A 24,369-nucleotide genomic window follows, 5' to 3' on the forward strand; every position below is an offset into this window, starting at 1 on the left:
CGCCGCGTGCGCGGACGCGGGTGACAAGCGCCGGAAACACAGGCATACCGGAGCATCCTCCAACCTGTGGACCGCTGCGCATGCCCCGATCGCACCCTGCTCCATCGTTTCTTCGCCCGTTGATCGCATCGCTCTGGCTGACATGTGCGGCAACCGTGGCGCATGCCGAGCCGGTGGCCGATGTCCATGCGCTGGCGCAGAAGGAGCAGCAGCCACTGCTCGACACGCTGCGCGATCTCGTCAGCATCGAATCCGGCAGCCAGGACATCGAAGGCCTGAACCAGATCGCCGAGCGCGTCGCCGGCCAGCTCAAGCAACTCGGCGGCGCCGTAGAGATCCTGCAACCCACCGACATCTATCGCCTCGACGACACGCCCGAGAAGATCGGCCCGGCCGTCCACGCCGTCTTCAAGGGCACCGGCAACAAGAAGATCATGCTGATCGCCCACATGGACACGGTGTACCTGAAGGGCATGCTGAAGGACCAACCGTTTCGCATCGACGGCGACAAGGCCTATGGCCTTGGCATTGCCGACGACAAGCAGGGCGTCGCGCTCATTCTCCATACCGTGGCGTTGCTGCAGAAGCTGAACTTCAGGGATTACGGCACACTCACGGTGCTCACCAATGGCGACGAGGAAATCAGCTCGCCCGGCTGGCGCAACACCATCACCCGCCTCGCCTCGGATCAGGACGTGGTGTTCTCGTTTGAAGGCGGCGGCACCGACGGCACGCTGCGCCTCGCCACCAGCGGCATCGGCTCGGCCTATCTCACAGTGCAGGGCAAGTCGTCACATGCAGGCGCAAGGCCCGAGGGCGGTATCAATGCGCTCTACGAGCTCTCGCACCAGGTGCTGCAGATGAAGGACCTGTCCAAACCCGAGCAGGGCCTGAAGCTGAACTGGACGGTCTCCAAGTCCGGCACCAACCGCAATGTGATCCCCGCCGACGCCACCGCGCAGGCCGACGCGCGCGCCCTCAAAGTGTCTGACTTCGACGAGCTGGAGAAGACGCTGCAGGACAAGATCAAAAATCGCCTACTGCCCGACTCCAAGGTCGCTCTGAAATTCGAGGTGCGGCGACCACCGCTCGAAGCCAACGAGACCTCACACCGCGTGGCCGCCTACGGCAAGTCGATCTATCAGGAGCTCGGAATGTCCCTCAAGGTCGACGAGAAGGCGACCGGCGGCGGCACCGACGCCGCGTTTGCCGCACTCAAGACGAAGGGAGCCGTGGTGGAAGGCATGGGCCTCTCCGGCTTCGGCGCGCACTCCAACGATGCTGAATATGTGCAGCTCAACAGCATCGTGCCGCGTCTTTATCTAGCCACACGCATGATCATGGACTTGTCCACCGGCAAGCTGAAATAGCCGGACCCTCGCTGCCTTTGCTCGGCGATCAGCTTTGACCAGGGGAAGGTGAACCGACCGCTCCTTCCGCCAACCTGAACCGCAGCGTGAACTGGGCGCCGCCGTCCGGGAGATTCTCGACCGCCACCGTCGCAGCGTGGTCATCGGCAACGCCGCGCACGATCGAGAGCCCGAGCCCGGCGCCGTCCGACCGCTGACGGTCGGCACGCCAGAAGCGCTGGAAGATCAATTCGTGCTCGGCTTCCGCAATGCCGGGACCGCAGTCGCGCACGCGCACCGAACCGTCGTCGCACACCTCGACGTCGACGGCGGTGCCACGCGCCGTGAACTTGATGGCGTTCTCCGCGAGATTGAAGATCGCCCGCTGCAGCATCTCGGAATTGCCGCGGATGTTGACGGCAGCGTCCGTGCCCCTGAGCGCGATGTCCTTGTGCTGGGCGAGCGCAAGCGGCGCGATCGATCCGATCACCTCGGCGCAGACCGCACGCAAATCGGCGGTCTCGCCGGGATCGAGTACCAGCATGTCGAGCTCGGCGATCTCCAGGAGCTGAGCGACGATCCGGCTCATGCCTTCGATGTCGGTGAGCAGCGCCGTTCTCGCCGCGCCGTCACCTAGCGTCTCGACCCTGGAGCGAAGGATCGCCAGCGGCGTGCGCAGTTGATGGGCGGCGTCGGCCGTGAACTGGCGCTGCACGCGAAAGCCGTCCTCGAGCCGGTCGAGCGCCTGGTTGACGGCCGTGACCAACGGCATGATCTCGCGCGGAATCTGCTCGGTCGGCAGGCGGATGTGGGTACGCGCCGGGCCGATATTGCTCGCCTCCTCCGAGGCTTTCACGAGCGGGGCGATCGCGCGGCGGAAGATGATGATGTCGGTGGCGAGCAGGACGAGCAGGATCGGAATCGTAATCCAGCCGACGCGGCGGAAGAAGTTGGCGACGATGTCGTCGATGATGACGTCGCGGTGGGAGAGGTCCTCGGCGACGCGGATCCGTAGCGTCCTGCCGTCGATCGTGCGGCTGACGCTGGCGCCGGAGATCGCTTCCGACCGCGTGACCGGCGTGCCGGACTTGCGATGCGAGGAGAACAGCACGCGGCCATCGGCATCGCGAATGTCGTATTGGTAGCGGCCATAAGCTTCCGAATAGAGGTCCTTGAGGCTCTCCGGCAGGTTCAGCGTCATGGTGCCGTCCGCCTGAACCGCGATCCGCTCGGCCAGGGCCTCTGCCTGCGCGCCCATGGCGTCGCGGTGCAGCTGTGCGATCTCCGAGTTGAGCAGCCAGAACAGGACGAGCGGCAGGAAGATCGCGACGACCGCCACCGCGACGATGTGAAGGAACACGATCCGCGAGATCAGCGATTTGAAGGTCGGCGACCGCGGATTGGACACGCTATTTCTCCTCGGCCATGAGATAGCCGACACCGCGGATGGTATGGATCACGACCTTTGCGCCACACTCCGCAAGCTGCTTGCGCAGGCGCGAGATGTAGACCTCGACCGCGTTGGAGGCGACCTCGCCTTCCAGCCCGAAGATGTGGTCCTCGACGTTCTTCTTCGGCACCACCCTGCCCTGCCGGCGCAGCAAGATCTCCAGCACGGAGGTCTCGCGCGACGAGATGATCCGCGGTTCGTCGTCGACGAAGATCTGCCGGCTCTCGGTGTCGTAGACGAGGTTGGCCAGGCGCAGCGAGCGGCCGAGCAACTGGCCGGGACGGCGCAGGATGGCTTCCAGCCGCGCCACCAATTCCTCCAGCGCGAACGGTTTTGCCAGATAGTCGTCGGCGCCGCTGCGCAGACCGTTGACGCGGTCCTGCAGGCCGCCGCGCGCCGTGAGCACCAGAACCGGCAGCGGATCGGCGTGCCGGCGCAGCTCGCGCAGCACCGACAGGCCGTCGCCGTCCGGCAGGCCGAGATCGAGGACCATGGCAGCATAGCTGACATTGCGCGCGGCATCGCGCGCCTCCGCCGCACTGCTCACAACGTCGCTCTCATAACCCGCCGCCATCAGGCCGTTCGCGACGAGCTGCGACAGCTCGATATTGTCCTCAACGATCAGAAGGCGCATGTCACTTCAAGTCCGGATGATTCCGATAGAGCGGGAAATCGTGACCCGCGGATCGGACGGGTTCAAGGCAAAAGCCCCGGAGTTTTCGCTCCGGGGCTTTCCGTCTCGTGGCTTGCGGCGGTCAGGTCTGCGGATTGCGCGCCATGAAGCTGTCGTAGCCAAGCTCGGCGACCTGGAACCACTGGTATCCGTTGGCCGTGAAGCCGTTCAGGGAATCCAGCACCTTCTTGAAGCCTGGATTGGTCGCCGCCGTCTCGCTGTACAGTTCCCTCGTTGCCTTGAGCGATGCCTGCATGATCGGCGCCGAGAAGGCATGGAGCTTAGTGCCGCTGACGAGCAGCTTGCGCATCGCTTGCGGATTGGCCTGATCATATTTCGCCATCATCCAGCTATTGGCCTGCGCGCCGGCGAGCTCGATCACGTTCTGATAGTATTTTGGCAGCGCATTCCACTTGTCGAGATTGATGAAGGCCAGCAGCATCGGGCCGCCCTCCCACCAGCCGGGATAGTAGTAGTGCGGCGCGACCTTGTAGAAGCCGAGCTTCTCGTCGTCGTAAGGGCCGACCCATTCGGCGGCATCGATCGTACCCTTCTCGAGTGCCGGATAGATGTCGCCGCCGGCCAGTTGCTGCGGCACGACGCCGAGCTTCTGCATGACGCGGCCGGCGAAACCGCCGATACGCATCTTCAGACCCTTGAGATCGTCGACGGTGTTGATCTCCTTGCGGAACCAGCCGCCCATCTGGCAGCCGGTATTTCCTGCCAGCACCGAGACGACGTTGTAGCCCTTGTAGAACTCGTTCAGGGCCTCCTTGCCGCCGCCGAGCATGTACCATGCCTGGTTGAGGCGCTGGTTCGGTCCGAACGGCACGGCGGTGCCGAACGCAAACGTCGGGTCCTTGCCGAAATAGTAGTAGGACGCGGTATGCCCCATCTCGACGGTGGCGTTCTGGACGGCATCGAGCACCTGCAGACCGGGGACGATCTCGCCCGCGGCGAAGATCTGGATCTGGAATTTGTTGTCGGTGGCCTCGCCGACAGCCTTGGCCATCAGTTCCGCCGCGCCATACAGTGTGTCTAGCGATTTCGGCCAGCTCACCGTCATGCGCCATTTGATCTCGGGCATCGACTGTGCGATGGCGGGAGCTGCGATCGTCGTCGCGCCGGCAGCCCCGAGCCCGGCGACCTTGATGAAGTCTCTTCTCTTCATGATTCCTACCCTGTGGTTGTGACTGCGTTCGCCTTCTTGGTGAGGCTTCGACCGGGAGAATGGAACATCCGGTTCCCGATTGCCATACGCAAAAACCCGGCCTCGCTGACGAGGCCGGGTTTTCCGGTCTTACGACTTAGGTAGACAGCCTAGATTTTGATCAGCCGCGGGTGCGCGAGCGGATCATGAAGCTGTCGTAGGTATATTCGGCGACCTGCCACCACAGATATTCGTCGGAGCGGTAGGCCTGCATGGCGTCGATCGACTTCTTGAAGTCAGGATTCTTGGCCGAGATCTCCGCCCACAGCTCGTTGGTCGCCTTGAGGCAGGCTTCGAGCACTTCGTTGGTGAAGGGGCGAAGCTGGGTACCGCCGGCCACCAGACGCTTCAACGCGGTCGGGTTGAGCATGTCGTAGCGCGCCGCCATCCAAGTATTGGCGTTGACGGTCGCGTTGGCCAGGATCGCCTGATAGTTCTTCGGCAGCGCGTTCCACTTGTCCAGGTTGACCATGGCGTGCACGGTCGGACCGCCTTCCCAGAAGCCCGGATAATAGTAGTACTTGGCGACCTTCGCGAAACCGAGCTTCTCGTCGTCATACGGGCCGACCCACTCGGCGGCGTCGATGGTGCCCTTCTCCAACGCGGGATAGATGTCGCCGCCGGCGAGCTGCTGCGGCACGACACCGACTTTCTGGAGGACCTGGCCGGCGATACCGCCGATGCGGAATTTCAGGCCGGAGAGGTCGGCAACGGTCTTGATCTCCTTGCGGAACCAGCCGCCCATCTGGGTGCCGGTGTTGCCGCAGGGGAAGCCGATCACGTTCGACTTCTTGAAGAACTCGTTGGCGAGCTCGTTGCCGCCGCCCTGGAAGAGCCAGGAGTTCTGCTGGCGCGCATTGAGCCCGAACGGCACCGCGGAGTAGATCGCGAAGGTCGGGTCCTTGCCGACATAGTAGTAAGAGACGGTGTGGCACATCTCGACCGTGCCGTTCGATGTCGCGTCGAGCGCCTGCAGGCCCGGAGCGACTTCACCGGCGGCGAAGACCTGGATCTGGAATTTGCCGTCGGTCATTTCGGAGACGTATTTGGCCACCTGCTCGGCGCCGCCATAGATGGTATCGAGCGATTTCGGGAAGCTCGAAGTCAGACGCCACTTCACCTCGGGCATCGATTGGGCAATCGCCGGCGAGGCCACCGCGGCGGTCGCCGCCGCGCCTGCTGCCGACACTTTCAGGAAATCACGACGCTTCATCTTCAGGTCTCTCCTTGTTGGGGCGTTTCCCCGACTTCTCTTTTTGCTGCCGCTCCGGCGATGCGCTGGCAAAGCCGCATCGAACCGAAGGCGCTTGACTGCCGGGGGCGTTTAACACGGATGCCCCCGGTTACGAAACGCGACAATGGCATGACTGGACCGTACGAAAGTCGCATGCCCCGCCGGGCCGGTTCAGGCCACCGAGATCGCGCCTTTGAGCTGGTCGCGGACCCCTCCGGCAATGGCGCGGTAGATGGCCGCATGGGGGCCATCGGGCTCGCTGTCGACCACCGGATTCCCGGCGTCCGAGGTCGAGCGAATCGCCATGTGCAGCGGGATTTCGCCCAGGAAGGGCACGCCGAGCTTATCGGCCTCGTGCCGCGCTCCGCCATGGCCGAAAATGTCCGACTTTGTGCCGCAATGGGGGCACTGGAAATAGCTCATGTTCTCGACGATGCCGAGCACGGGCACGTTGACCTTCTTGAACATGGCAAGGCCCCGCCGCGCATCGATCAGGGACAGGTCCTGCGGGGTGGAAACGATCACCGCGCCCTTGAGGGGGACGTTCTGGGCGAGCGTGAGCTGGGCGTCGCCCGTGCCGGGCGGCATGTCGACGACGAGCACGTCGAGCTTGCCCCAGTCGACGTCGCGGAGCATCTGCGTCACCGCCGACATCACCATCGGGCCGCGCCAGATCATCGCGGTCTCTTCCTCGACGAGGAAGCCGATCGACATGATGGCGAGACCGAAACGCCGGAGCGGAATCATCTTGCGCTCGGCGTTCAGCTCCGGCTTGTCGCGCAGGCCGGTCAGGCGCGGGACCGAGGGGCCGTAAATGTCGGCATCGAGCAACCCGACCTTCAGGCCGAGGTCGCGCAGGCCCAACGCCAGATTGAGCGCGGTCGTGGACTTGCCGACCCCGCCTTTGCCGGAGGCAACCGCGATGACGGCGGCAACGCCGGTGATCTCCGCCTGGCGCGACATCGGCGAGGCTGCACCCGGCGGATGAGGGTGCTTATGGGCGGCGGCCGGTTGGACACCCTGTGTGCGGCCTGCGGCCGGTGGTGGTGCAGCCCCCGGCTTGCGCTCGGCGGTGAGCGCCACCATGGCGGTGGTTACCCCGGGCATGGCGCGGACGGCGGCTTCGGCCTCGGCGCGCACGGACTCCCAGGCCCGTGCCTCGGCGGCGTCGACATTGATCGAGAAGAAGACCTTGCCGTCGGAGGCGCTGATCACGCTCAGCACATCGGCATTTGTGAGCGCGACCCCGCGCGGCGATTTGATCCGGCCGAGGACGTCGAGAACCTGCTGCTGCGTCACGCTCAAGGGCGCATCTCCTGACAGTCTTGATGCGCCCCATTAGGACGGAAACGCCGAAAAGGCTACTGCCTCCCGATATCCCCGGCATTCTCCGTAGGCGCAGCTCCCTGCTCCTTGGCCGCCTCGTAGTTCAGCTCGATCATCACCCCGTTGGGGTCGTGCACGAAGATCTGCCAGAGGTCACCGCCGGGCACCTGCCGGGAGTCGAAAGCCATGCCCTTGGAGCTCAGCCGCCGCTTCATGCCGTCAAACCCCTGGCTCACGAAGGCGACGTGATGGACAACGCCGGAATCGGGCTTTTGGGCCTCATCGGTCACGGAAATATCGACCAGGTGCACCACCGCTTTGCCCTCGCTGTACATCCAGGCGCCCGGAAAGGCGAAATTTGGCCGCGCGCCCTTCTCGAGCCCCAGCACGTCCTCGTAGAAGCGGACGGTCTCGGCGAGTTTCCGGGTCCTGATGTTGAAATGATCGAGGATGCCCACGCTCACACCCATGTCGTTCACTCCCTTTTTTTGAAATCCTTGTCCTTGCATCCTAACACAGGAGGTCACCAAACGAAGCCGTTGCCCTCCTCGCTCTAGGGTTTATGGTGCGCCCGTTCCGCCCGGCGCGGCGGAACCCCTCTGAAAGAAGAACCCCTCTGAAAGAACTGGCCCGGCTGGCTCCAGGCCCGGCAAAACCGCAAAATCCCAGGGTCAAAACAAGGTTACAAACATGGCTAAAGTCGCTTTCCTCGGTCTCGGCGTGATGGGCTTCCCGATGGCGGGTCACCTCGTGAAAAAGGGCGGCCATGAGGTCACCGTCTACAACCGCACCGCGGCCAAGGCGAAGGAATGGGCCGACAAGTTCGGCGGCAAGACCGCGGCCACGCCGAAGGCCGCCGCCGAAGGCCAGGATTTTGTGATGTGCTGCGTCGGCAACGACAACGATCTGCGCGCGGTGACGATCGGCGCGGACGGCGCCTTTGCCGGCATGAAGAAGGGCGCGACCTTCGTCGACCACACCACAGCTTCGGCTGAAGTCGCGCGCGAGCTCGATGCCGCCGCCACCAAGGCCGGCTTCAAATTCGTCGATGCCCCGGTCTCCGGTGGCCAGGCCGGCGCGGAGAACGGCGTGCTCACGGTGATGTGCGGCGGCGCGGCGGACGCCTATGCCGGCGCCGAGCCGATCATCACAGGCGCCTATGCGCGGATGTGTAAACTGCTCGGGCCCGCCGGCTCCGGCCAGCTGACCAAGATGGTCAACCAGATCTGCATTGCCGGTCTCGTGCAGGGGCTCTCCGAAGGCATCCACTTCGCCAAGAAGTCGGGCCTCGACGTCGCGGCCGTTATCGAAACCATCTCGAAGGGCGCCGCGCAGTCCTGGCAGATGGAGAACCGCTACAAGACCATGAACGAGAACAAGTACGATTTCGGCTTTGCCGTCGAATGGATGCGCAAGGACCTCTCGATCTCGCTGGCCGAAGCCCGCCGCAACGGCGCCAATCTGCCGGTGACCGCGCTGGTCGACCAGTTCTATGCCGAGGTCGAGAAGATGGGCGGCAAGCGCTGGGATACGTCGAGCCTGCTCGCGCGCTTGTCGCGCTGACCCCGAAAGCTCCGGCCGCATCTTGCTCATCGCGATCGCCGCCATCTTCGTTCTGGCCTATGCGGCGATCGCGCTCGAACATCCGCTCGGTGTCAACAAGAGCGCCACCGCGCTGATCGGCGCGGGGCTGCTGTGGGCCGTCTATGCGATCATGATCGGCGACCACGCCATGGTCGGCCGCCAGATCGATGAATCCGTCGCCTCCACCGCGCAGATCGTATTCTTCCTGATCGGCGCGATGACGATCGTCGAAGTGGTCGACGCGCATGACGGATTCGAGGTCATCACCTCCCGCATGAACACGACGAGCCAAGTCCGGCTGATGTGGCTGGTCGGCTTCGTCGCGTTCTTCCTGAGCGCCGTCCTGGACAATCTCACGACGACCATCGTGATGGTCTCGTTGATCCAGCGGTTGCTCGCAAGGCGAGACGACCGCCTGCTGTTCGCGTCCGTGATCGTCATTGCTGCGAATGCGGGCGGCGCCTGGACCGTGATCGGCGATGTCACCACGACGATGCTGTGGATCGGCGGACAGATCACGCCGCTGAACATCATGGGCGCCGTGTTCCTCCCCTCGCTGGTCAACCTGCTGGTGCCGCTGGCGTTCATCAGCTTCTCCCTCCAGGGCAAGACCATCGCGCCTGCCCCGAAGGAAGACAGGCTGCACGGCGTCGAGCTGCTTGAACGCAACCTGATGTTCTACCTCGGGCTCGGCACGCTGATCGCCGTGCCCGCCTTCAAGACGATCACGCATCTGCCGCCCTTCATGGGCGTGCTGCTCGGGCTCGGCATCGTCTGGCTGGTCGGCGAGCTCGTTCATCGCAACAAGGACGAGCATGTCCGCCGCCCTCTTACGCTGGCGCATGCGCTGACCCGGATCGACATGAGCGCGATCGTGTTCTTCGTCGGCATCCTGCTCGCGGTCGCCTGCCTCGACCATGCCGGCCTCCTGACGATGCTCGCCCGATGGCTCGAGGCGACCGTGGGCCGGCAGGACGTCATCGTGATCCTGCTGGGGCTGCTCAGCGCCGTGATCGACAACGTGCCGCTGGTCGCCGCGACGATGGGCATGTACGACCTCGCGCATTATCCGCCCGACAGCTTCATCTGGGAGTTCATTGCCTACTGCGCCGGCACCGGCGGATCGATCCTGATCATCGGCTCGGCGGCGGGCGTCGCCGCGATGGGGCTCGAGAAGATCGAGTTCCTCTGGTACGCCCGCCGCATCGGTGGGCTAGCGCTGCTTGGCTATCTGGCCGGAGCGGGCGTCTACGTCGCGCAATACGCGCTGATGCCTTGAGCCGAGCCATGGCGGCCTGCTCAAATTAACTCCCCGTTAACGTAATTCTTTAGCTCCTTAAGTCAGCTCTTAAGGATTTGTTGCCAGAGATAGACAATGCAAAAGGCCCGTCTCGCGCGGGCAGGAATTGTGTTGTTTCATGAGTAACCCCGCTGAAAAGCCCGAGGTTGTGCAGGTTCCGGCCGAGCCGTTGCCCCCGCCGTCGGCGAGCAGCCGAAAGGCTGCGGCGAAGCGGGTGCGCGAGGCCCGCGACAAGTTAACGTCCACGAGCGGAACGCGGCCCGCCTTCGACAACGAAATGCTCCGGCAGTATGCCCAGACGCGGCTGTCGGCTTCCTACGTCGTGATGCTGCTGGTGGTCGCAACCGGCCTGTTGTTCGGGTTCTGGATGCAGCCGATCCCGGCGGCGCTCTGGACCTGCGGCATGCTCTGCATCCATGCTGCGATGATCAAGAGTTGCAATCGCTTTCTGGCCGAGCCGGCCTCACCGGCCGCGACGCGCAAATGGCGCACGCGCTTCGTCGTGCTCGACCTGCTCTACGGCCTGTGCTGGATGGCGATCCTGATCCACCCCGTGCTCGACATGGTCACGGAAACGCTGATGATGTTCCTGATGCTGCTGGTGATCGCAGTGTCGAGCATGCTGGCGGCCAGCCTGCCGATCGCAGCACTTGCAGCCACCGCCCCGGTCGCGGTCGCGATGGCGCTGAGCTTCATCGTGACGGGGTCGATCGACAATTACATCCTCGCCGCGCTGGCGCTCGCAGCCGAGTTCTACTTCGTGTTGCTGGCGCGTCAGCTGCACTCCTCGACCTTCGCGACGCTGGAAGCGCGCGCGGAGAAGGACGCGCTGATCGGCGAGCTGGAACAGGCCAAGGCGATCTCCGACGAGGCGCGCCACCGCGCCGAATCCGCCAACGTCGCGAAGTCGCGGTTCCTGGCGCAGATGAGCCATGAGCTGCGCACGCCGCTCAACGCCATCCTCGGCTTCTCGGAGGTGATGAAGAGCGAGATCTTTGGCGCGCATGCGGTGCCGGTCTACAAGGAATATTCCGCCGACATCCATAATTCCGGCGTGCACCTGCTCAACCTCATCAACGAGATCCTCGATCTGTCGCGGATCGAAGCCGGCCGTTACGAGCTCAACGAAGAAGCGGTCTCGCTGGTCGGCGTGGTCGCCGACTGCCATCATCTGATGAAGTTGCGCGCCTCGAACCGCGGCATCACCATCCACGAGGTATTCGAACAGGACATGCCGCGGCTATGGGCCGACGAGCGCGCGATCCGGCAGGTCGTGCTCAATCTGCTGTCCAACTCCATCAAATTCACCCCGCAAGGCGGCGAGATCTGGTTGAAGGTCGGCTGGACCGCGTCCGGCGGGCAATATCTCAGCGTCAAGGATTCCGGCTCGGGAATCCCCGAGGAAGAAATCCCGATCGTGCTGGCCTCGTTCGGCCAGGGCTCCAATTCGATCAAGTCGGCCGAACAAGGCGCGGGCCTCGGCCTGCCCATCGCCAAGAACCTGATCGACCTGCACGGAGGCACCTTCACGCTGAAATCCAAACTGCGCATCGGCACCGAGGTGATCGTCACCTTCCCGCCGGAGCGCGTGATGTCGGCGCTCGCGCCCATGGCGGAAGAAGCTCCGCCCCTTCAGCCGGACAACATGGCTGTTACCGACGAGAAACGCCGGCCGCGCAACAAGCCGATAATGAGCGCGGGCACGGGTTCATAAGAGATGCTTGCAGACCTGCCCGATCATCCGTCACTATGTCTAAATGAGCAAAGACACGCCGTGCATCGCCGTCTGTATGATCGATCCCAAGACCAAGCTGTGCTTCGGCTGCGGCCGCACGCTGCCCGAGATCGCGCGTTGGCATGCGATGGAGCGCAGCGAACGGCTCACGGTCATGACGCTGTTGCCCGCGCGCATGGCGGAGGCCGGGCTTCAGCCGCTGGCGGGTTCCAAGGCCTGACGGTGCAGACCTTTGGAGGCGCCCGATGAGCCGCCTCATCCTGGTGATCCTGCTTCTGATGGCAACCGTGGGCGCGGTCGTCGCCTACAACGATCCGGAGCAGGTCGCGCGCGCCAGCGACACTGTGTCCGATTTCCTGCGCAAGCGCACCACCGTCAAGACCCAGGCCGTCGAAATCCAGCGCGGCCGCGGCGGCGAGTTCGCGTTGCTGGCGCGGATCAACGGCGTCAATGCTCCGATGGTGGTCGACACCGGTGCGACCTCCGTGGTGCTCACCTACGAGACCGCGAAAGCCGCCGGCCTGCCGCTGGAACTATTGGACTACAACGTCGACGTCGAGACCGCGGGCGGCCACACCAAGGCGGCGCGGCTCACACTCGATCGCCTCGCGATCGGCAAGCTGGTCGAGCGCTCGGTGCCCGCATTGGTGGTGCCGCACGGCACGATGAAGACCAATCTGCTCGGCATGAGTTTTCTCGACCGGCTGGAGCGCCTTGAAGTGCGCGCCGACCGGCTGAAGCTGCACGGTTATCAGTAAACGATTTATGCCGCGGCCTCGGCCGGCACGCGCTGGGTGACGCACGCGATCGCATCGCGCAACACGTCGATGCCCGATCCCGGCTTGACGCCATTCTCCGCCAGATGACGGCGGAACGCGCGCGCGCCCGGCACAGCATGGAACGCGCCGACGAAGTGCCGCGTGACGGCATGTAGCCGCGTTCCCTGCGCGAGCTGCGCCTCAATATAGGGCATCATCGCCTCGAACGCGTCCTGCATCGTCGCGTGCGGCGCGGCTTTGCCAAAGATCTCGGGATCGACCGCGAGCAGCCGCCACGGCTCCTGATAGGCGGCGCGGCCGAGCATCACGCCGTCGACATGCGCGAGATGCGCCTTCGCTTCATCGATGCTCAAAATGCCGCCATTGATGATGATGGGCACCTGCGGCATCGCGCGCTTGAGGCGGTAGACGCGATCGTAGTCGAGCGGCGGGATGTCGCGGTTCTCCTTCGGCGACAGCCCATTGAGCCAGGCCTTGCGCGCGTGAACGATGAGAGCATCGCTGCCCGCCGCCACCACGCCGCGCGCCAGCGCATCGAGTGCGACCTCCGGATCCTGGTCGTCGATGCCGATGCGGCATTTCACGGTAACGGGAACACGCACTGCGCGTTTCATCGCGTCGACGCAAGATGCAACGAGCTCCGGCTCGGCCATCAGGCAGGCGCCGAAGCGGCCGTCCTTCACGCGGTCCGACGGGCAACCGACGTTGAGATTGATCTCGTCGTAGCCAAACCCTTCGCCGATCTTCGCGGCTTCCGCAAGGTCGCGCGGATCGGAACCGCCGAGCTGCAGCGCCACCGGATGCTCGCTCGGATCGAACCCGAGCAGCCGCGCCCGGTCGCCATGAATGACGGCGCCGGTGGTCAGCATCTCCGTGTAGAGCAGCGCGCGACGCGTGAGATGACGATGGAAGACGCGGCACTGCCGGTCGGTCCAGTCCATCATGGGCGCCACGGAAAAACGATAATTATGCAATCTCAATGGTTTACCTATGCGAGACCGCTTTCGATTTGAACGTGTTACTCGCACCTCCTAGCGCTTCGTAACATAATCCTCAAGATCGCGCTTTCGCGCAATCGTTTGAAGATCGCAGCCAGCAAGAGAGAGCATACCGATCACAAATGCTGCAACTGGAAGAAGCTTCATCCCGCCCACAGCACAGTTCATCCAACACGTCAACAGATGGTGAGCAGCCGGCTCACATTGAATAAAGGTTCAATTGGGCTGCTCGACAAAATCCACAATCCAGGCCAATGGGCTCCGACCGCTACCGTCAGGAGTACAAAATCGCAGCGGATCGTCGATTGGCGTAAGAGATCGTAGCCCGTGGTTGCGGGGCCCCTACATCTTAAACCCAGCATATCGACGCGCTGGTTTCGTATCACCGCGCTGTCTAGATTAAATCGCCTGGCTCCATCTCCATGGCCCACCGGGAGCCGCGGCTCATGGCAATGCGTCGCCCTATCTGGTCGAGCGCGGGTGGCCATCAGCCAATCGCGCCAAGCTTGCGCATGATGCTGAGCTTGATATTTTCAATGTGGGTGTCGACGCCAGCACGAATTGCCGCAGGATCTTTGGCTCGCAACGCGGCGATGATAGCCAGGTGCTCGTTATGGACGGGAATGAAGCGCTCCGGCAGTCGGCTGAGATTGAACATCTGGGTCTTCAGGCGCAGATCGCGGATCAAGCCGGCGAGAACTGCATTGCCGCTGTTTTCGGCGAGCAGCGCGTGGAATCGCCTGTCGACTTCACGATTCTCCGGCGTATTCGGATCGCCGCGTTCGCGCAGGCGCAGGATCTGCGCCTCCACATCATCGAGCTCCGGCGACGCAATGCGACCGATCGACAGCACCGCCGCCTCTGCCTCGAGCACCCGGCGGACCTGCAGGATCTCGATGAACTCCTGGAGAGAGAATTCCTTGACGATCAGGCTGTTGCCGGGCGCACGCGCCACCAGCCCCTCGGTTTCCAGGCGATAGAGCGCCTCGCGGATCGGCGTGCGCGAGATGTCGAGAAACTCGGCAAGCCGCCGTTCTTGCATCACCGTGCCGGCCGGTAGCTCGCGCTTCACCAATAGGTCCAGGATTCGCTCATAGGCGAGCTGGCTCAGGCTCTTCTCGGACGGCGCGAGCAGAACGGACACGTCGGACGAGGGCTGATGTCGGCTGGACGGCTTCCTCGCTGTAGTCGGCCTGCGCGTCATGTCATCACATTCCTTCACTGCGCCGCCCGGCTGCCTCCGAAACCACCGGGGCAGCCGGGCGAAATTGATTCGACGTTCGCGGCAACGGACTCAGAGTTCGCTGCGGATCGGCTCCTTGGGGTGAGGGTCGAAACCGATCAAATCCGTCGTCAGCCTGGCGTAGGTTCCGTCTGCAATCATATCCGCCAAGGCGCCATTGATAGCCTTCGTGAGATTCGGCTTGCCCTTCTGGATGGCGAATCCCTTCTGAACCTGGCTCAGTGTGCCCTCGCCCGTGACCAGCGGCAACTTCCTGGCCTTGATCGCGTAGTTGGCGGCGACCGCATCGGTGACGACGGCGTCGAGATTGTCGTTGACGAGATCCTGCACGGCATCGACCTCGGCCTTGTAGCTCTTGAGCGTCGCGCCGCTCTGCTCAGCAATCTTGCCGAAGGTCGAGGCCGCCACGGCGCCGACATTCTTGCCCTTCAGGTCGTCGCCGGTGCGGATGCCGGTCGTCTTGCGGGTGAGGATCATCGCTCCTGATGCGAGCCAGCCATCGGCGAAGGTCACCTGCTTCTGGCGCGCCGCCGTAATGTCCATCGAGACACTGGTCATGTCGTATTGGCCGGAGAGAAGGCCGACGAGAGCGGCATCGAACTGGGTGATGACGGGCGTGTATTCAAGCTTGAGACGACGCGCGATCTCCTTGACGACGCGGATCTCGAGACCATCGAGCTCGCCATCCGGCCCGCGCATTGAAAAAGGAGCGAACGTGCCCTGCGTCGCCACCAGCAGCTTGCCTGGCTGAATCAGCTCGAAATCGGCGGCGGATGCGGGAGCTGCGAGCGTCAGGCCGATGCCGACTGCCAGGAGGGAGAATTGCCGTCGCGAAATCATTACAGGTCCTTTCGGGGTTGTGGTTTGCAGGTCCGTGAATCGTTTCGTCCTCAAGAGGTCAGTAACGCAGCGCGTAGCGCCGCTCGAGCCAGTGCGCGAGCCTGGAGAGCAGAGATGTCATGACGAGGTAGATGAACGCGCTGGCGATGTAGAAGTCGAAGGGCCGGAAGGTGCTCGCGATCAGGAGCTGCGAATAGAGCGTCAGCTCGACCACCGTGATGGTCGACAACAGCGAGGTGTTCTTCAGCGCCGCGATCGCCTCGTTGGTGAGCGAGGGAAGAATGATGCGGAACACCTGCGGCAGGATGATGCGCTGCATCGCGCCGGCGCGGCTCATGCCGAGTGCCAGCGCCGATTCCATCTGGCCCTTGGGGATCGCGGTGAGGCCGGCGCGGATGGTCTCGGCGACATAGGCGCCGCTGGAAATGCCGAGCGCGAGCGTGCCGGCGACGAACGGCGACAGTTTCAGGCCCAGCTGCGGAAAGCCGAAATAGACGATGAACACCTGGACCAGCGTCGGCGTGCCGCGGATGAACCAGACATAGAAGGACGCGGCGGAACGGACGAACTTCAGTCGCGACTGCTTGCCGAGCGCGGCGATCAGACCGCAGATCCAGCTCACCCCGATGATCAGCAGCGTCAGGACGAGAACGATCCCTGCGGCCTTCGCGAAGCCCGGCAGATAGGCCGCGAAGTCGACGATCCACTCGTTGATGTTCGTCAGGTTCATCGTCGTCAGATCCAATGAAACAATGCAGCAAAATTCATCCGGCCACGCCCTGATGCAGCACACGCCTGAGGAACTGGCGCAATCGATCGCTCCTGGGATCGGCAAGGACGTCGCCAGGCGCACCCGCCTCGGCAATGACGCCCTGATCGAAGAAGACGACGCGCGAGGACACGTCGCGTGCAAACGCAATCTCATGGGTGACGAGCAGCATGGTCATGCCGTCGGCGGCGAGCGACCCCATCAGCTCCAGCACCTCGCCGACGAGTTCGGGATCGAGCGCGGAGGTCACCTCGTCAAACAGCATAACCTCCGGCTTCATGGCGAGCGCCCGCACGATCGCCACGCGCTGCTGCTGTCCGCCGGACAGTTTTGAGGGATAGGCGCCGCGCTTCTCGTACAAACCGATGCGCTGAAGCAGCGCCTCCGCCTGTTCGACCGCTTCCTTGCGCGGCACCTTCTTGACCCGCACCGGTGCCTCGATGACGTTTTCGAGCACCGTCATGTGTGGCCACAGATTGTAGCTCTGGAACACCATCCCGATCTGCGCGCGCAGCTCGCGGAGCTGGAGCGGCGTCGGCTGGCGCCGCGCCCCCTCGATGTAGTCGAAGGAGAAACGGCCGAAATCCATGAAGCCTTCGTCCGGGATCTCCATCAGGTTGACGCAGCGCAAGAACGTGCTCTTGCCAGAGCCGCTGGCGCCGATGATGGAGATCACTTCGCCGGCGGCAACGTCGAGCGATACGCCCTTCAGCACCTCGTTCGCATCGAAGCGCTTGCGGATGTCCTTCAGTCTCAGGATCGGCGCATCGGCTGGCGTCGCAGTCACGAAGATCTCCCGACGAATGCCACCTTCTGTCTCCATCTCGCCGGCGCCGCACCGCTTTTTGCGAAGCCGAATTTTCAACGCTTGAAAAAATCCACTTAGATGTTAGTGGTATACCATTGGAGTGCAAGTGGCATTTTTTGGGCTCCGAATGCACAGGAAATGAGCATGGTTGAGACTTCGCGAACCTGCCTGATCGTTCAGCCGATCCATCAGGCCGGGCTGGATCTTCTCGCGCGAGGCGGGCTCATGCTGCGCCATCTCAAGCAGGCGGATGCACAAACGCTCGTCCGGGAGGCTAGCGACTGCGTCGCCGTCGTGACGCGCAGCGCCGGCTTTCCGGCCGCTGCGATCGAGGTCGCGCCGGCGCTCCGGGTGATCGGCTCCCATGGCGTCGGCGTCGACGCGATCGACGTTCCGCTCGCAACCGCACGCGGCATCGCCGTCGTCAATGCACCGCACAGCAATGTGCGCGCGGTCGCCGAACATGCGATTGCACTGATCTTCGCGCTGGCCAAGTCACTGGCTGCAGCTGACCGCGCCACGCGCGCCGGCGATTTCGGCTTCAAATATCGCACCCGGCTCGTGGAGCTCGAGGGGCTGACGCTCGGCATTGTCGGCTTCGGCAGCATCGGCCGCCAGACCGCGGTGCTCGCGAAGGCGCTCGGGCTGAAGGTGATTGCCCATTCGCTGGAGACCGCGCTGGAGATCTATGCGGAGATCGGCGTCGAGCCCGTGGCGGATCTTCATGAACTGCTTTCGCGCTCCGATATCGTCTCGCTGCATTTGCCGCTGACCGCATCCACCAAGGAGCTGATCGGCGCGGCGGAACTTGCGGCGATGCGGCCGGGCTCCTTTCTGGTGAACACCGGCCGTGGCGGTGTCGTGGACGAGATGGCGCTCATCGATGCGCTCGACAACAGTCCTCTTGCCGGTGCCGGTCTCGATGTCTTCGCAAGCGAACACATGCCGGCGGATCACCCTCTGCTGCACCACCCGCGGCTGCTGCTGACGCCGCACATCGCCGGCTCGACCGAAGCGAGCCTTGCCCGCACCGCGGAGGACGTTGCCCGCGGCGTCCTGGCGCTGCTCGCCGGCGAACGGCCCCGTTTCCTCGTCAACCCGGCGGTCTGGCCGCAACGCCGCGGAGCACGCACATGACCATTCACCCACGGCTCAGCGCGGACCGCGAGCTTGCGATTCGCCTCTTCGATCAATTGGCGGAACAGAGTCGCGACGAGCCCGGTGTGACCCGCGATGCCTATGGCGCCGGCGAGCAGCGCGCGCATGATCTCATCAGCGAGGAGGCCGCCGAGCTCGGTTTCATTCGCGCCGTCGACGCTGCCGGCAATCTTTTGCTCACTCTGCCGGGAACGGAGCCCGGTCTTCCGGCCTGGGTCGTCGGCTCGCATCTCGACTCCGTGCCGCATGGCGGCAACTTTGACGGGGCCGCCGGCGTCATCGCCGGGCTTGCCGCGGTTGCAGGACTGAAGCGTGCGGGCCGGCTGCCGCGACGCCCGGTCATTGTCGTCGCCACGCGCGCCGAGGAGAGCAACTGGTTTCCTGCCTCTTATATCGGCAGCCGCACCCTGCTCGGCCTGCTGCCCCCCGAGTTACTCGACCTGCCTCGCTCCGATACCGGCCGCCCGCTGCGCGACCACATGCGCGAGCTCGGATTGTCGCCTGAAGGCGTCGCCAAGGGCGAGCGGCTGCTCGCCCCCGAGCGCGTCCACGGGTTCGTCGAAACGCATATCGAACAGGGACCGGCGCTCGAAGCCGAGAAGATTCCACTGGGCCTCGTCACCGGCATCAGCGGCAGTTTTCGCTATCGCAAGGCACGTTGCCTCGGCAGCTACGGGCATTCCGGCGCGGTGCCGCGCCGGCATCGTCAAGACGCAGTGTTCGCCGTCTCGGATCTGATCCAGTCACTCGACCGGCTCTGGAGCGAGCTCGACGGCGCCGGCCGAGCCGCGACCATCACGTTCGGCGAGGTCTTCACCGACGCGAGCCAGCACGGCTTCAGCAAGATCCCGGGCGAACTCAATTTCTGCCTCGACGTGCGCAGCGCTGATCGCGATCTCCTGGATGACATCCACGCGCGGCTAATGGCCTTCGTCGCCGAGATCGAGACCAGACGCGGCGTCCGCTTCGCGCTCGGCGAGCGAACCGGGAGCCAGCCGGCCGTAATGAGCGCAGAGTTGTTGCGGCAGCTCGGCAGCATCGCCGATCGCCTTGGCATCCCGCATCTGTCGATGCCGAGCGGTGCGGGCCACGATGCGGCGGTGTTCGCCAATGCCAGCATTCCCAGCATCATGCTGTTCGTGCGCAACCAGAATGGCAGCCACAATCCGCATGAAGCGATGCGGATCGAGGATTTTCACGCCGTGGCCACCGTCCTCACCCATCTGATACTGGAATGAGCAACCATGATCGACTGCGCTCGAAATCAGGCGGCGATGACCTGCGACATCGGGGCAAGGGTGATGCCGGCGGCAGCGAGCCGCTCGCGCAGGCGCTGCGCCATCGCGACCGCGCCCGGCGTATCGCCGTGGACGCAGACGCTGTCGATCCGGGTCGGCAGCCGCGTTCCCGACAGACAGGTGATGGCGCGATCCTCAACCATGCGAATGACCCGTTCAGAGGCGACCTCCGCATCATGAATCACGGCGCCCGCAAGACGACGCGACACCAGATTGCCGTTGTCGGCATAGGCGCGATCGGCATAGATCTCGCGCACCAGCGGCAGGCCGAATCTCTCGCCGGCTCGCTCGGTCTCCTGACCGGGCATGACCACGAAGATCAGGTTGCGATCGATGGTGCGGATTGCCCGCGCCACCGCTTCGGCGAGATCGCGGTCCTCGGCGGCGATGTTGCCGAGCGCGCCGTGCGTCTTGACGTGGCGAATGGCGTGACCGGCATCGGATGCAAGCGCCATAAGCGCGCCCACCTGATAGAGCACGATCTTCTCGATGTCGGCGGGACGCTCGCCTTGGATCGGCCTGCGGCCAAAACCCCAGAGATCGAGGAAGCCGGGATGCGCACCGGCCTGCACGCCGTTGGCCTTCGCATCCGTCAAGGTGCGATGCATGACCAGGGGATCACCGGCATGGAAGCCGCAGGCGATGTTCGCAGAGGTGACGGTTCGCAGCATCTCTGCGTCATCGCCGAGCGTGTAGACACCAAAACCTTCGCCCATGTCGCAGTTCATATCGATCAGAGTCATCGTTGTCCTCGTTTCGCCCGTGTCCGTTATAGACATGGCGTGCCGCAGAGGTCACGAAGAAATCTCATGACGAGCGATCCACCAGCATGACATCTGACTCACTCTACGCCCTACCGCGTTTCTGCCGGTCCGGCGACGCGGCGCTGACGATCGAGGTCGGAGACGGCATCGACGCGGACGTCAATGCGCGTGTCGTCGATCTCGACCGCGCCCTGACCGGGCGTGCACTGCCCGGCATCGTGGAAATCGTGCCGACCTACCGCACGCTGCTGGTCTGCTTCGATCCGACCGTGCTGTCACGGCGCACCGTCGAGGCCGAGGTGATGTCGCTGTGGCCGCCGGTTAAGCCAAAAGGACAGATTCACCGGCGCTGGACCGTTCCTGTCGCCTATGGCGGCGACAACGGGATGGATCTCGACTGGCTCGCAGAGCGTCTCGACACGACGACCGACGACATCGTGGCGCGGCACAGCGCGGCCGAGTATCGCGTCTACATGATCGGCTTCATGCCGGGATTTGCCTATCTCGGCGGGCTCGACCCGCGGCTTCATGTCGATCGACGCCCGGAGCCCAGGCTGGTGACACCGCCTTGCAGCGTCTCCGTCGGAGGCCAGCAGGCGGCGATCGCGCCTCCGCTCGCCGCTCCCAGCGGGTGGCACATGCTGGGACGCACACCGGTGCGCTCCTATGATCCCCGTCGCACGCACGAAGCCTTCCTGTTCTGCGCCGGCGATCTCATTCGCTTCCGCCCTATCGGTGTTGCGGAATTTGCCGCGCTCGAGCGCGCCGCGGACGCCGGCGAGATCATCGCTGAGAAGGAAGAAGTCGAGGTTTGAGCAGCGCAATGTCTGCCCATCTTGAAATCATCGAGCCCGGCCTTGCGACGACCATCCAGGATCTCGGCCGCCGCGGCCTGCAACGCTTCGGCATCTCGGCGTCCGGCGTGATGGATCCGATTGCGCTTGCCACGGCGAATGCGCTGGTCGGCAACGCTACCGATACCGCCGCGCTCGAAATCACGCTGGCGGGACCGGTGCTCACCTCCGTCGGGGCCGACATCCGCGTCGCGCTCGCCGGCGCGGATTTCTCGATCAGCATCGACGGCCGGCCGGTGACCTCCCACGAGTCGCACGATCTGATGGCGGGTCAGCGTCTCGCGATCGGGACGGCGCGGGACGGCGCGCGGTCCGTTCTTGCCGTCTCCGGCGGCTTTGCGATCGCACCGATGCTCGGCAGCCTCTCCACCCATTCGCGCAGCCAGCTTGGCGGCCTCAACGGCGGTCCGTTACGCAAGAGCGACAGGTTGCCGCTCGCGGTCCCTCGCCTGCCGGCGAGTCCGCACCTGATGGTGTCCCCTGCACATCGCCGCCGTGCGCAGGGACCCGTTCGCGTCCTGCTCGGACCGCAGGATGACGCTTTTGGCGCAGAAGGCCTCGCCACCTTCTTCGGTTCCGAGTACGCCGTCACGGCGCTGTCCGATCGCATGGGCTGCCGGCTCGAAGGGCCCCGGATTCAGCATGCCGGCGCTGTCGGTATTGTGTCCGACGGCACGGTGTTCGGCAGCATCCAGATTCCCGGCAACGGCCAGCCGATCATCCTGCTCGCCGATCGCCAGACGACCGGCGGCTATCCGAAAATTGCCACCGTCATCTCAGCAGATCTTCCCCGCCTGGCTCAGCTTCGCCCTGGCGAGCACCTCCGTTTTCAAGCAATCGAGGAAGACGACGCCGTCAAGCTCGCACGTGCGGTGCGACAACAGATCGATCGCATCGGCGATGCATTGATCGAGGTTCACGGCGGCGGTCTCACAAGTGAGCATCTCCTGGCCAGCAATCTCATCAGCGGCGTGATCTCTGCTCTCGAATGGATTCAAGCCGATGCCGCGACCTGCGGCCCACCAGCCACCTGAAGACAAGGAAACAATCCATGGCTTTGCTCAACGAAACCGCGAACGGCGTCTACGTGATCGCGGTAACCCCGTTCACCGAGACAGGAGCGCTCGACCTCGACAGCACCGACCGCATGGTCGACTTCTATCTGGAGAAGGGCGCAACCGGGCTCACTTTACTCGGCATGATGGGCGAAGCGCCCAAGCTCACAGCGGACGAGTCCCGGCGACTGGTTCGCCACGTCCTCAAGCGCACCGCCGGTCGCGTGCCGATCGTCGTTGGTGTATCGGGGCCCGGTCTGGCCGCGATGGCCGAGCTCACCCACGCGGTGATGGACGATGGCGCCGCAGGTGTCATGGTGGCGCCGCCCTCCTCGCTGCGCACCGACGATCAGATCGTCGGCTATTATGACATGGTCGGCGAGGCGATCGCCGGCGCGCCGCTCGTGCTCCAAGATTTCCCGCTGACCACTCAAGTGCAGTTCACGCCCAAGGTGATCCTGACCATCGTCGAGCGGCTCAGCAATCTCGTGATGCTCAAGCATGAGGATTGGCCGGGCCTTGCAAAACTGTCCGCGCTGCGTGCGGCCAGTGATGCCGGAAAAACCCGGCGGATCTCGATCCTGGTCGGCAACGGTGGCGTCTTCCTGCCAGAGGAGCTCAGCCGCGGCGCCGACGGTGCCATGACCGGCTTCGCCTATCCGGAGATGATGGTAGACGTCTGGCGCGCCCATACGGCTGGCAACATCGATCGCGCCCACGACCTGTTCGATGCCTATCTGCCGCTGGCTCGTTACGAGCAACAGCCCGGCCCTGGTCTTGCCATTCGCAAACATGTTCTGGCCAGGCGTGGTGTCATTGCATCCGCAACCCTGCGCAAGCCAAGCGCAGTGCTGTCGGCCGCCGACATTGCCGATATCGAGCGGCTGATTGCGCGTCAGACCCGCCGCCTCAAAGAACTCGGCTGATGGAAACGCCAACAGCCAATGCCGGCGCAAGGTATCCGGTCGCCCTCGATACGTGAGTAATACGAGTTCTGCACAATTGGTATAACTCCCTGGCTCGTAGTGTTCGCGAACCGCTATCGGCGTCAGTTCAACTCGAAAGAGAGCCTAGCTGCTTTCGCCGACGCGGCGATGAAGCGATAGACCTCTTGGACCCTTCGCGCCTCGTGCGTGTCGGGGTGCGAGGTAAGCCAATAACTTCGAATGAATCTCACGTCTGGAAGAAGACGCTTGAGCTGTGGATAGCGCTGTGCCGCATAGTCGTGCAATATTCCGATGCCGTGGCCGGAGCGGACGGCTTCAATCTGAGCGACCACGCTTCCGCACTCGTAGCGGCGCGACATGAGGCGCCCAAGAGCCGACGCATAGTCCAATGCCTGGCTGTAAACGAAATCCTCGACATGCGTGACGAAAAGGCGCCCCGCCAAATCGGCGCTGCTGCCGATCGGCCCTTCGCGCGCGAGGTAGCTGTCTGCCGCGTAGACGCTGAGCGTGTAGTTGGTCAGTTTTGACATGATCAAACGGCCCTGCTTCGGCCGATCGAGGGTGATCGCTATGTCCGCTTCGCGGCGCGGCAAGGAGAAGGTGCGCGGTAGCGGTACGAGCTGAATGATGAGTCCGGGATATCTCGATGCAAGCACTCCGAGACGATCGGCCAGGAAATAGTTGCCAAGCCCGTCCGGTGCTCCGACACGCACGGTGCCGGTGATCGCCTCGACGTCTCCGATATTCGAGCCAACCTTGAGAAACTCGCTCTCCGCGCGTTCCGCAGCTGCAAGCAAGACCTCGCCCGCGGCCGTCAGCGTGCAACCCGACACACCTCGCTCGAGCAGCTTGGCGTTGAGGCTGTTCTCCAGTGAAGTTAGCTGGCGAGCGACAGTCGTGTGATTTAGCCGCAGACGTTTCGAGGCCTTCGAGATCTGCCCGGCGCGCGCAACTTCAAGGAATATACGGACACGTTCCCAATCCATCGCCTACAA

At 63.9% G+C, this 24,369-nt stretch carries 24 protein-coding genes; 11 read left to right on the top strand and 13 right to left on the bottom strand.

From position 1 onward, the window contains the following. Positions 1-80 precede the first annotated feature (80 nt). The gene (locus tag KUF59_RS27170) at positions 81-1,370 is read left to right on the top strand and encodes a M20/M25/M40 family metallo-hydrolase (protein WP_212459163.1); all 1,290 of its coding nucleotides are present in this window, start codon (positions 81-83) and stop codon (positions 1,368-1,370) included. A gap of 28 nt (positions 1,371-1,398) precedes the next feature. Here the strand turns inward: KUF59_RS27170 and KUF59_RS27175 are convergent, their stop codons facing one another. The 6 genes from KUF59_RS27175 to KUF59_RS27200 all read right to left on the bottom strand — a co-directional run bounded on the left by KUF59_RS27175 (position 1,399) and on the right by KUF59_RS27200 (position 7,712). Continuing rightward, entirely contained in the window at positions 1,399-2,757 is a 1,359-nt protein-coding gene (locus KUF59_RS27175; protein ID WP_212459164.1) for a sensor histidine kinase, read from the bottom strand. A gap of 1 nt (position 2,758) precedes the next feature. Next, positions 2,759-3,433 (bottom strand): response regulator transcription factor, encoded by a 675-nt coding sequence (locus tag KUF59_RS27180; protein WP_212459165.1) that lies wholly within the window; start codon positions 3,431-3,433, stop codon positions 2,759-2,761. Positions 3,434-3,554: 121 nt separating this feature from the next. Beyond that, the gene (locus KUF59_RS27185; RefSeq protein WP_212459166.1) at positions 3,555-4,643 is read right to left on the bottom strand and encodes a TRAP transporter substrate-binding protein; all 1,089 of its coding nucleotides are present in this window, start codon (positions 4,641-4,643) and stop codon (positions 3,555-3,557) included. A gap of 160 nt (positions 4,644-4,803) precedes the next feature. Next, positions 4,804-5,895: a TRAP transporter substrate-binding protein gene (locus tag KUF59_RS27190; protein ID WP_212459167.1), complete on the bottom strand. Its 1,092-nt coding sequence runs from the start codon at positions 5,893-5,895 to the stop codon at positions 4,804-4,806. Between the two features lie 192 nt (positions 5,896-6,087). After that, positions 6,088-7,221 carry an Mrp/NBP35 family ATP-binding protein gene (locus KUF59_RS27195; protein WP_258767237.1) on the bottom strand — a complete coding sequence of 378 codons (1,134 nt, stop codon included), beginning with the start codon at positions 7,219-7,221 and terminating at the stop codon, positions 6,088-6,090. Positions 7,222-7,277: 56 nt separating this feature from the next. Beyond that, positions 7,278-7,712, bottom strand: a complete 435-nt coding sequence (locus tag KUF59_RS27200; RefSeq protein ID WP_212459169.1) for a VOC family protein — start codon at positions 7,710-7,712, stop codon at positions 7,278-7,280. Between the two features lie 220 nt (positions 7,713-7,932). Between KUF59_RS27200 and KUF59_RS27205 the strand changes: the two genes are divergently transcribed. The 5 genes from KUF59_RS27205 (at position 7,933) to KUF59_RS27225 (ending at position 12,619) form a co-directional block, all read left to right on the top strand. Next, on the top strand, positions 7,933-8,805 hold the full coding sequence (locus KUF59_RS27205) for an NAD(P)-dependent oxidoreductase (protein ID WP_212459170.1): 873 nt from the start codon (positions 7,933-7,935) through the stop codon (positions 8,803-8,805). A gap of 22 nt (positions 8,806-8,827) precedes the next feature. Further along, positions 8,828-10,105, top strand: a complete 1,278-nt coding sequence (gene nhaD, locus KUF59_RS27210) for a sodium:proton antiporter NhaD (RefSeq protein WP_212459171.1) — start codon at positions 8,828-8,830, stop codon at positions 10,103-10,105. A 139-nt stretch (positions 10,106-10,244) separates the two neighbouring features. Continuing rightward, on the top strand, positions 10,245-11,840 hold the full coding sequence (locus KUF59_RS27215) for a sensor histidine kinase (protein ID WP_212459172.1): 1,596 nt from the start codon (positions 10,245-10,247) through the stop codon (positions 11,838-11,840). 43 nt (positions 11,841-11,883) lie between these two features. Then, positions 11,884-12,081 carry a DUF1289 domain-containing protein gene (locus KUF59_RS27220; RefSeq protein ID WP_212459173.1) on the top strand — a complete coding sequence of 66 codons (198 nt, stop codon included), beginning with the start codon at positions 11,884-11,886 and terminating at the stop codon, positions 12,079-12,081. A gap of 25 nt (positions 12,082-12,106) precedes the next feature. Continuing rightward, entirely contained in the window at positions 12,107-12,619 is a 513-nt protein-coding gene (locus KUF59_RS27225) for a TIGR02281 family clan AA aspartic protease (protein ID WP_212459174.1), read from the top strand. A 5-nt stretch (positions 12,620-12,624) separates the two neighbouring features. Here KUF59_RS27225 and dusA read toward each other — a convergent pair whose 3' ends face one another. The 5 genes from dusA to KUF59_RS27250 form a co-directional block, all read right to left on the bottom strand. Continuing rightward, positions 12,625-13,584, bottom strand: coding sequence for a tRNA dihydrouridine(20/20a) synthase DusA (gene dusA, locus KUF59_RS27230; RefSeq protein ID WP_249140403.1), 960 nt, complete (start codon positions 13,582-13,584; stop codon positions 12,625-12,627). Positions 13,585-14,125: 541 nt separating this feature from the next. Further along, complete coding sequence (locus KUF59_RS27235; RefSeq protein WP_258767238.1) at positions 14,126-14,710, bottom strand: GntR family transcriptional regulator; 585 nt, start codon at positions 14,708-14,710, stop codon at positions 14,126-14,128. Between the two features lie 222 nt (positions 14,711-14,932). Then, positions 14,933-15,721, bottom strand: a complete 789-nt coding sequence (locus tag KUF59_RS27240) for a transporter substrate-binding domain-containing protein (protein ID WP_212459177.1) — start codon at positions 15,719-15,721, stop codon at positions 14,933-14,935. A 58-nt stretch (positions 15,722-15,779) separates the two neighbouring features. Next, a complete protein-coding gene (locus KUF59_RS27245) occupies positions 15,780-16,451 on the bottom strand; it encodes an amino acid ABC transporter permease (protein WP_212459178.1) in 672 nt (223 codons plus the stop codon). A 34-nt stretch (positions 16,452-16,485) separates the two neighbouring features. Further along, complete coding sequence (locus KUF59_RS27250; RefSeq protein ID WP_309500867.1) at positions 16,486-17,277, bottom strand: amino acid ABC transporter ATP-binding protein; 792 nt, start codon at positions 17,275-17,277, stop codon at positions 16,486-16,488. Positions 17,278-17,442: 165 nt separating this feature from the next. Here KUF59_RS27250 and KUF59_RS27255 point away from each other — a divergent pair, with 165 nt between their 5' ends. Both KUF59_RS27255 and KUF59_RS27260 read left to right on the top strand, forming a co-directional pair. Beyond that, positions 17,443-18,435, top strand: coding sequence for a hydroxyacid dehydrogenase (locus KUF59_RS27255; RefSeq protein WP_212459179.1), 993 nt, complete (start codon positions 17,443-17,445; stop codon positions 18,433-18,435). Further along, positions 18,432-19,694: a Zn-dependent hydrolase gene (locus KUF59_RS27260; protein ID WP_212459180.1), complete on the top strand. Its 1,263-nt coding sequence runs from the start codon at positions 18,432-18,434 to the stop codon at positions 19,692-19,694. The genes KUF59_RS27255 and KUF59_RS27260 overlap by 4 nt, the downstream gene beginning before the upstream one ends. A gap of 26 nt (positions 19,695-19,720) precedes the next feature. Here KUF59_RS27260 and KUF59_RS27265 read toward each other — a convergent pair whose 3' ends face one another. After that, positions 19,721-20,497, bottom strand: coding sequence for a LamB/YcsF family protein (locus KUF59_RS27265; RefSeq protein WP_212459181.1), 777 nt, complete (start codon positions 20,495-20,497; stop codon positions 19,721-19,723). A gap of 86 nt (positions 20,498-20,583) precedes the next feature. On the opposite strand from KUF59_RS27265, the gene pxpB reads away from it, so the two are divergent. The 3 genes from pxpB to KUF59_RS27280 are packed head-to-tail and all read left to right on the top strand — an operon-like array spanning position 20,584 to position 23,353. Continuing rightward, a complete protein-coding gene (gene pxpB / locus KUF59_RS27270; RefSeq protein WP_212459182.1) occupies positions 20,584-21,333 on the top strand; it encodes a 5-oxoprolinase subunit PxpB in 750 nt (249 codons plus the stop codon). Between the two features lie 8 nt (positions 21,334-21,341). Further along, the gene (locus KUF59_RS27275) at positions 21,342-22,406 is read left to right on the top strand and encodes a 5-oxoprolinase subunit C family protein (protein WP_212459183.1); all 1,065 of its coding nucleotides are present in this window, start codon (positions 21,342-21,344) and stop codon (positions 22,404-22,406) included. Between the two features lie 17 nt (positions 22,407-22,423). Further along, complete coding sequence (locus tag KUF59_RS27280) at positions 22,424-23,353, top strand: dihydrodipicolinate synthase family protein (protein ID WP_212459184.1); 930 nt, start codon at positions 22,424-22,426, stop codon at positions 23,351-23,353. A gap of 122 nt (positions 23,354-23,475) precedes the next feature. Here the strand turns inward: KUF59_RS27280 and KUF59_RS27285 are convergent, their stop codons facing one another. Continuing rightward, entirely contained in the window at positions 23,476-24,360 is an 885-nt protein-coding gene (locus KUF59_RS27285; RefSeq protein WP_212459185.1) for a LysR family transcriptional regulator, read from the bottom strand. Positions 24,361-24,369: the final 9 nt, after the last annotated feature.

This window comes from Bradyrhizobium arachidis, assembly GCF_024758505.1.
GTDB lineage: Bacteria > Pseudomonadota > Alphaproteobacteria > Rhizobiales > Xanthobacteraceae > Bradyrhizobium > Bradyrhizobium manausense_C.

Excerpts from the sequence above, each read along its gene's own strand:
- KUF59_RS27170 (WP_212459163.1), top strand. The coding sequence starts at position 81 with ATGCCCCGATCGCACCCTGCTCCATCGTTTCTTCGCCCGTTGATCGCA.
- KUF59_RS27180 (WP_212459165.1), bottom strand. The coding sequence starts at position 3,433 with ATGCGCCTTCTGATCGTTGAGGACAATATCGAGCTGTCGCAGCTCGTC.
- KUF59_RS27185 (WP_212459166.1), bottom strand. The coding sequence starts at position 4,643 with ATGAAGAGAAGAGACTTCATCAAGGTCGCCGGGCTCGGGGCTGCCGGC.
- KUF59_RS27190 (WP_212459167.1), bottom strand. The coding sequence starts at position 5,895 with ATGAAGCGTCGTGATTTCCTGAAAGTGTCGGCAGCAGGCGCGGCGGCG.
- KUF59_RS27200 (WP_212459169.1), bottom strand. The coding sequence starts at position 7,712 with ATGGGTGTGAGCGTGGGCATCCTCGATCATTTCAACATCAGGACCCGG.
- KUF59_RS27205 (WP_212459170.1), top strand. The coding sequence starts at position 7,933 with ATGGCTAAAGTCGCTTTCCTCGGTCTCGGCGTGATGGGCTTCCCGATG.
- KUF59_RS27215 (WP_212459172.1), top strand. The coding sequence starts at position 10,245 with ATGAGTAACCCCGCTGAAAAGCCCGAGGTTGTGCAGGTTCCGGCCGAG.
- KUF59_RS27220 (WP_212459173.1), top strand. The coding sequence starts at position 11,884 with ATGAGCAAAGACACGCCGTGCATCGCCGTCTGTATGATCGATCCCAAG.
- KUF59_RS27225 (WP_212459174.1), top strand. The coding sequence starts at position 12,107 with ATGAGCCGCCTCATCCTGGTGATCCTGCTTCTGATGGCAACCGTGGGC.
- dusA (WP_249140403.1), bottom strand. The coding sequence starts at position 13,584 with ATGATGGACTGGACCGACCGGCAGTGCCGCGTCTTCCATCGTCATCTC.
- KUF59_RS27240 (WP_212459177.1), bottom strand. The coding sequence starts at position 15,721 with ATGATTTCGCGACGGCAATTCTCCCTCCTGGCAGTCGGCATCGGCCTG.
- KUF59_RS27245 (WP_212459178.1), bottom strand. The coding sequence starts at position 16,451 with ATGAACCTGACGAACATCAACGAGTGGATCGTCGACTTCGCGGCCTAT.
- KUF59_RS27255 (WP_212459179.1), top strand. The coding sequence starts at position 17,443 with ATGGTTGAGACTTCGCGAACCTGCCTGATCGTTCAGCCGATCCATCAG.
- KUF59_RS27260 (WP_212459180.1), top strand. The coding sequence starts at position 18,432 with ATGACCATTCACCCACGGCTCAGCGCGGACCGCGAGCTTGCGATTCGC.
- KUF59_RS27265 (WP_212459181.1), bottom strand. The coding sequence starts at position 20,497 with ATGACTCTGATCGATATGAACTGCGACATGGGCGAAGGTTTTGGTGTC.
- pxpB (WP_212459182.1), top strand. The coding sequence starts at position 20,584 with ATGACATCTGACTCACTCTACGCCCTACCGCGTTTCTGCCGGTCCGGC.
- KUF59_RS27275 (WP_212459183.1), top strand. The coding sequence starts at position 21,342 with ATGTCTGCCCATCTTGAAATCATCGAGCCCGGCCTTGCGACGACCATC.
- KUF59_RS27280 (WP_212459184.1), top strand. The coding sequence starts at position 22,424 with ATGGCTTTGCTCAACGAAACCGCGAACGGCGTCTACGTGATCGCGGTA.
- KUF59_RS27285 (WP_212459185.1), bottom strand. The coding sequence starts at position 24,360 with ATGGATTGGGAACGTGTCCGTATATTCCTTGAAGTTGCGCGCGCCGGG.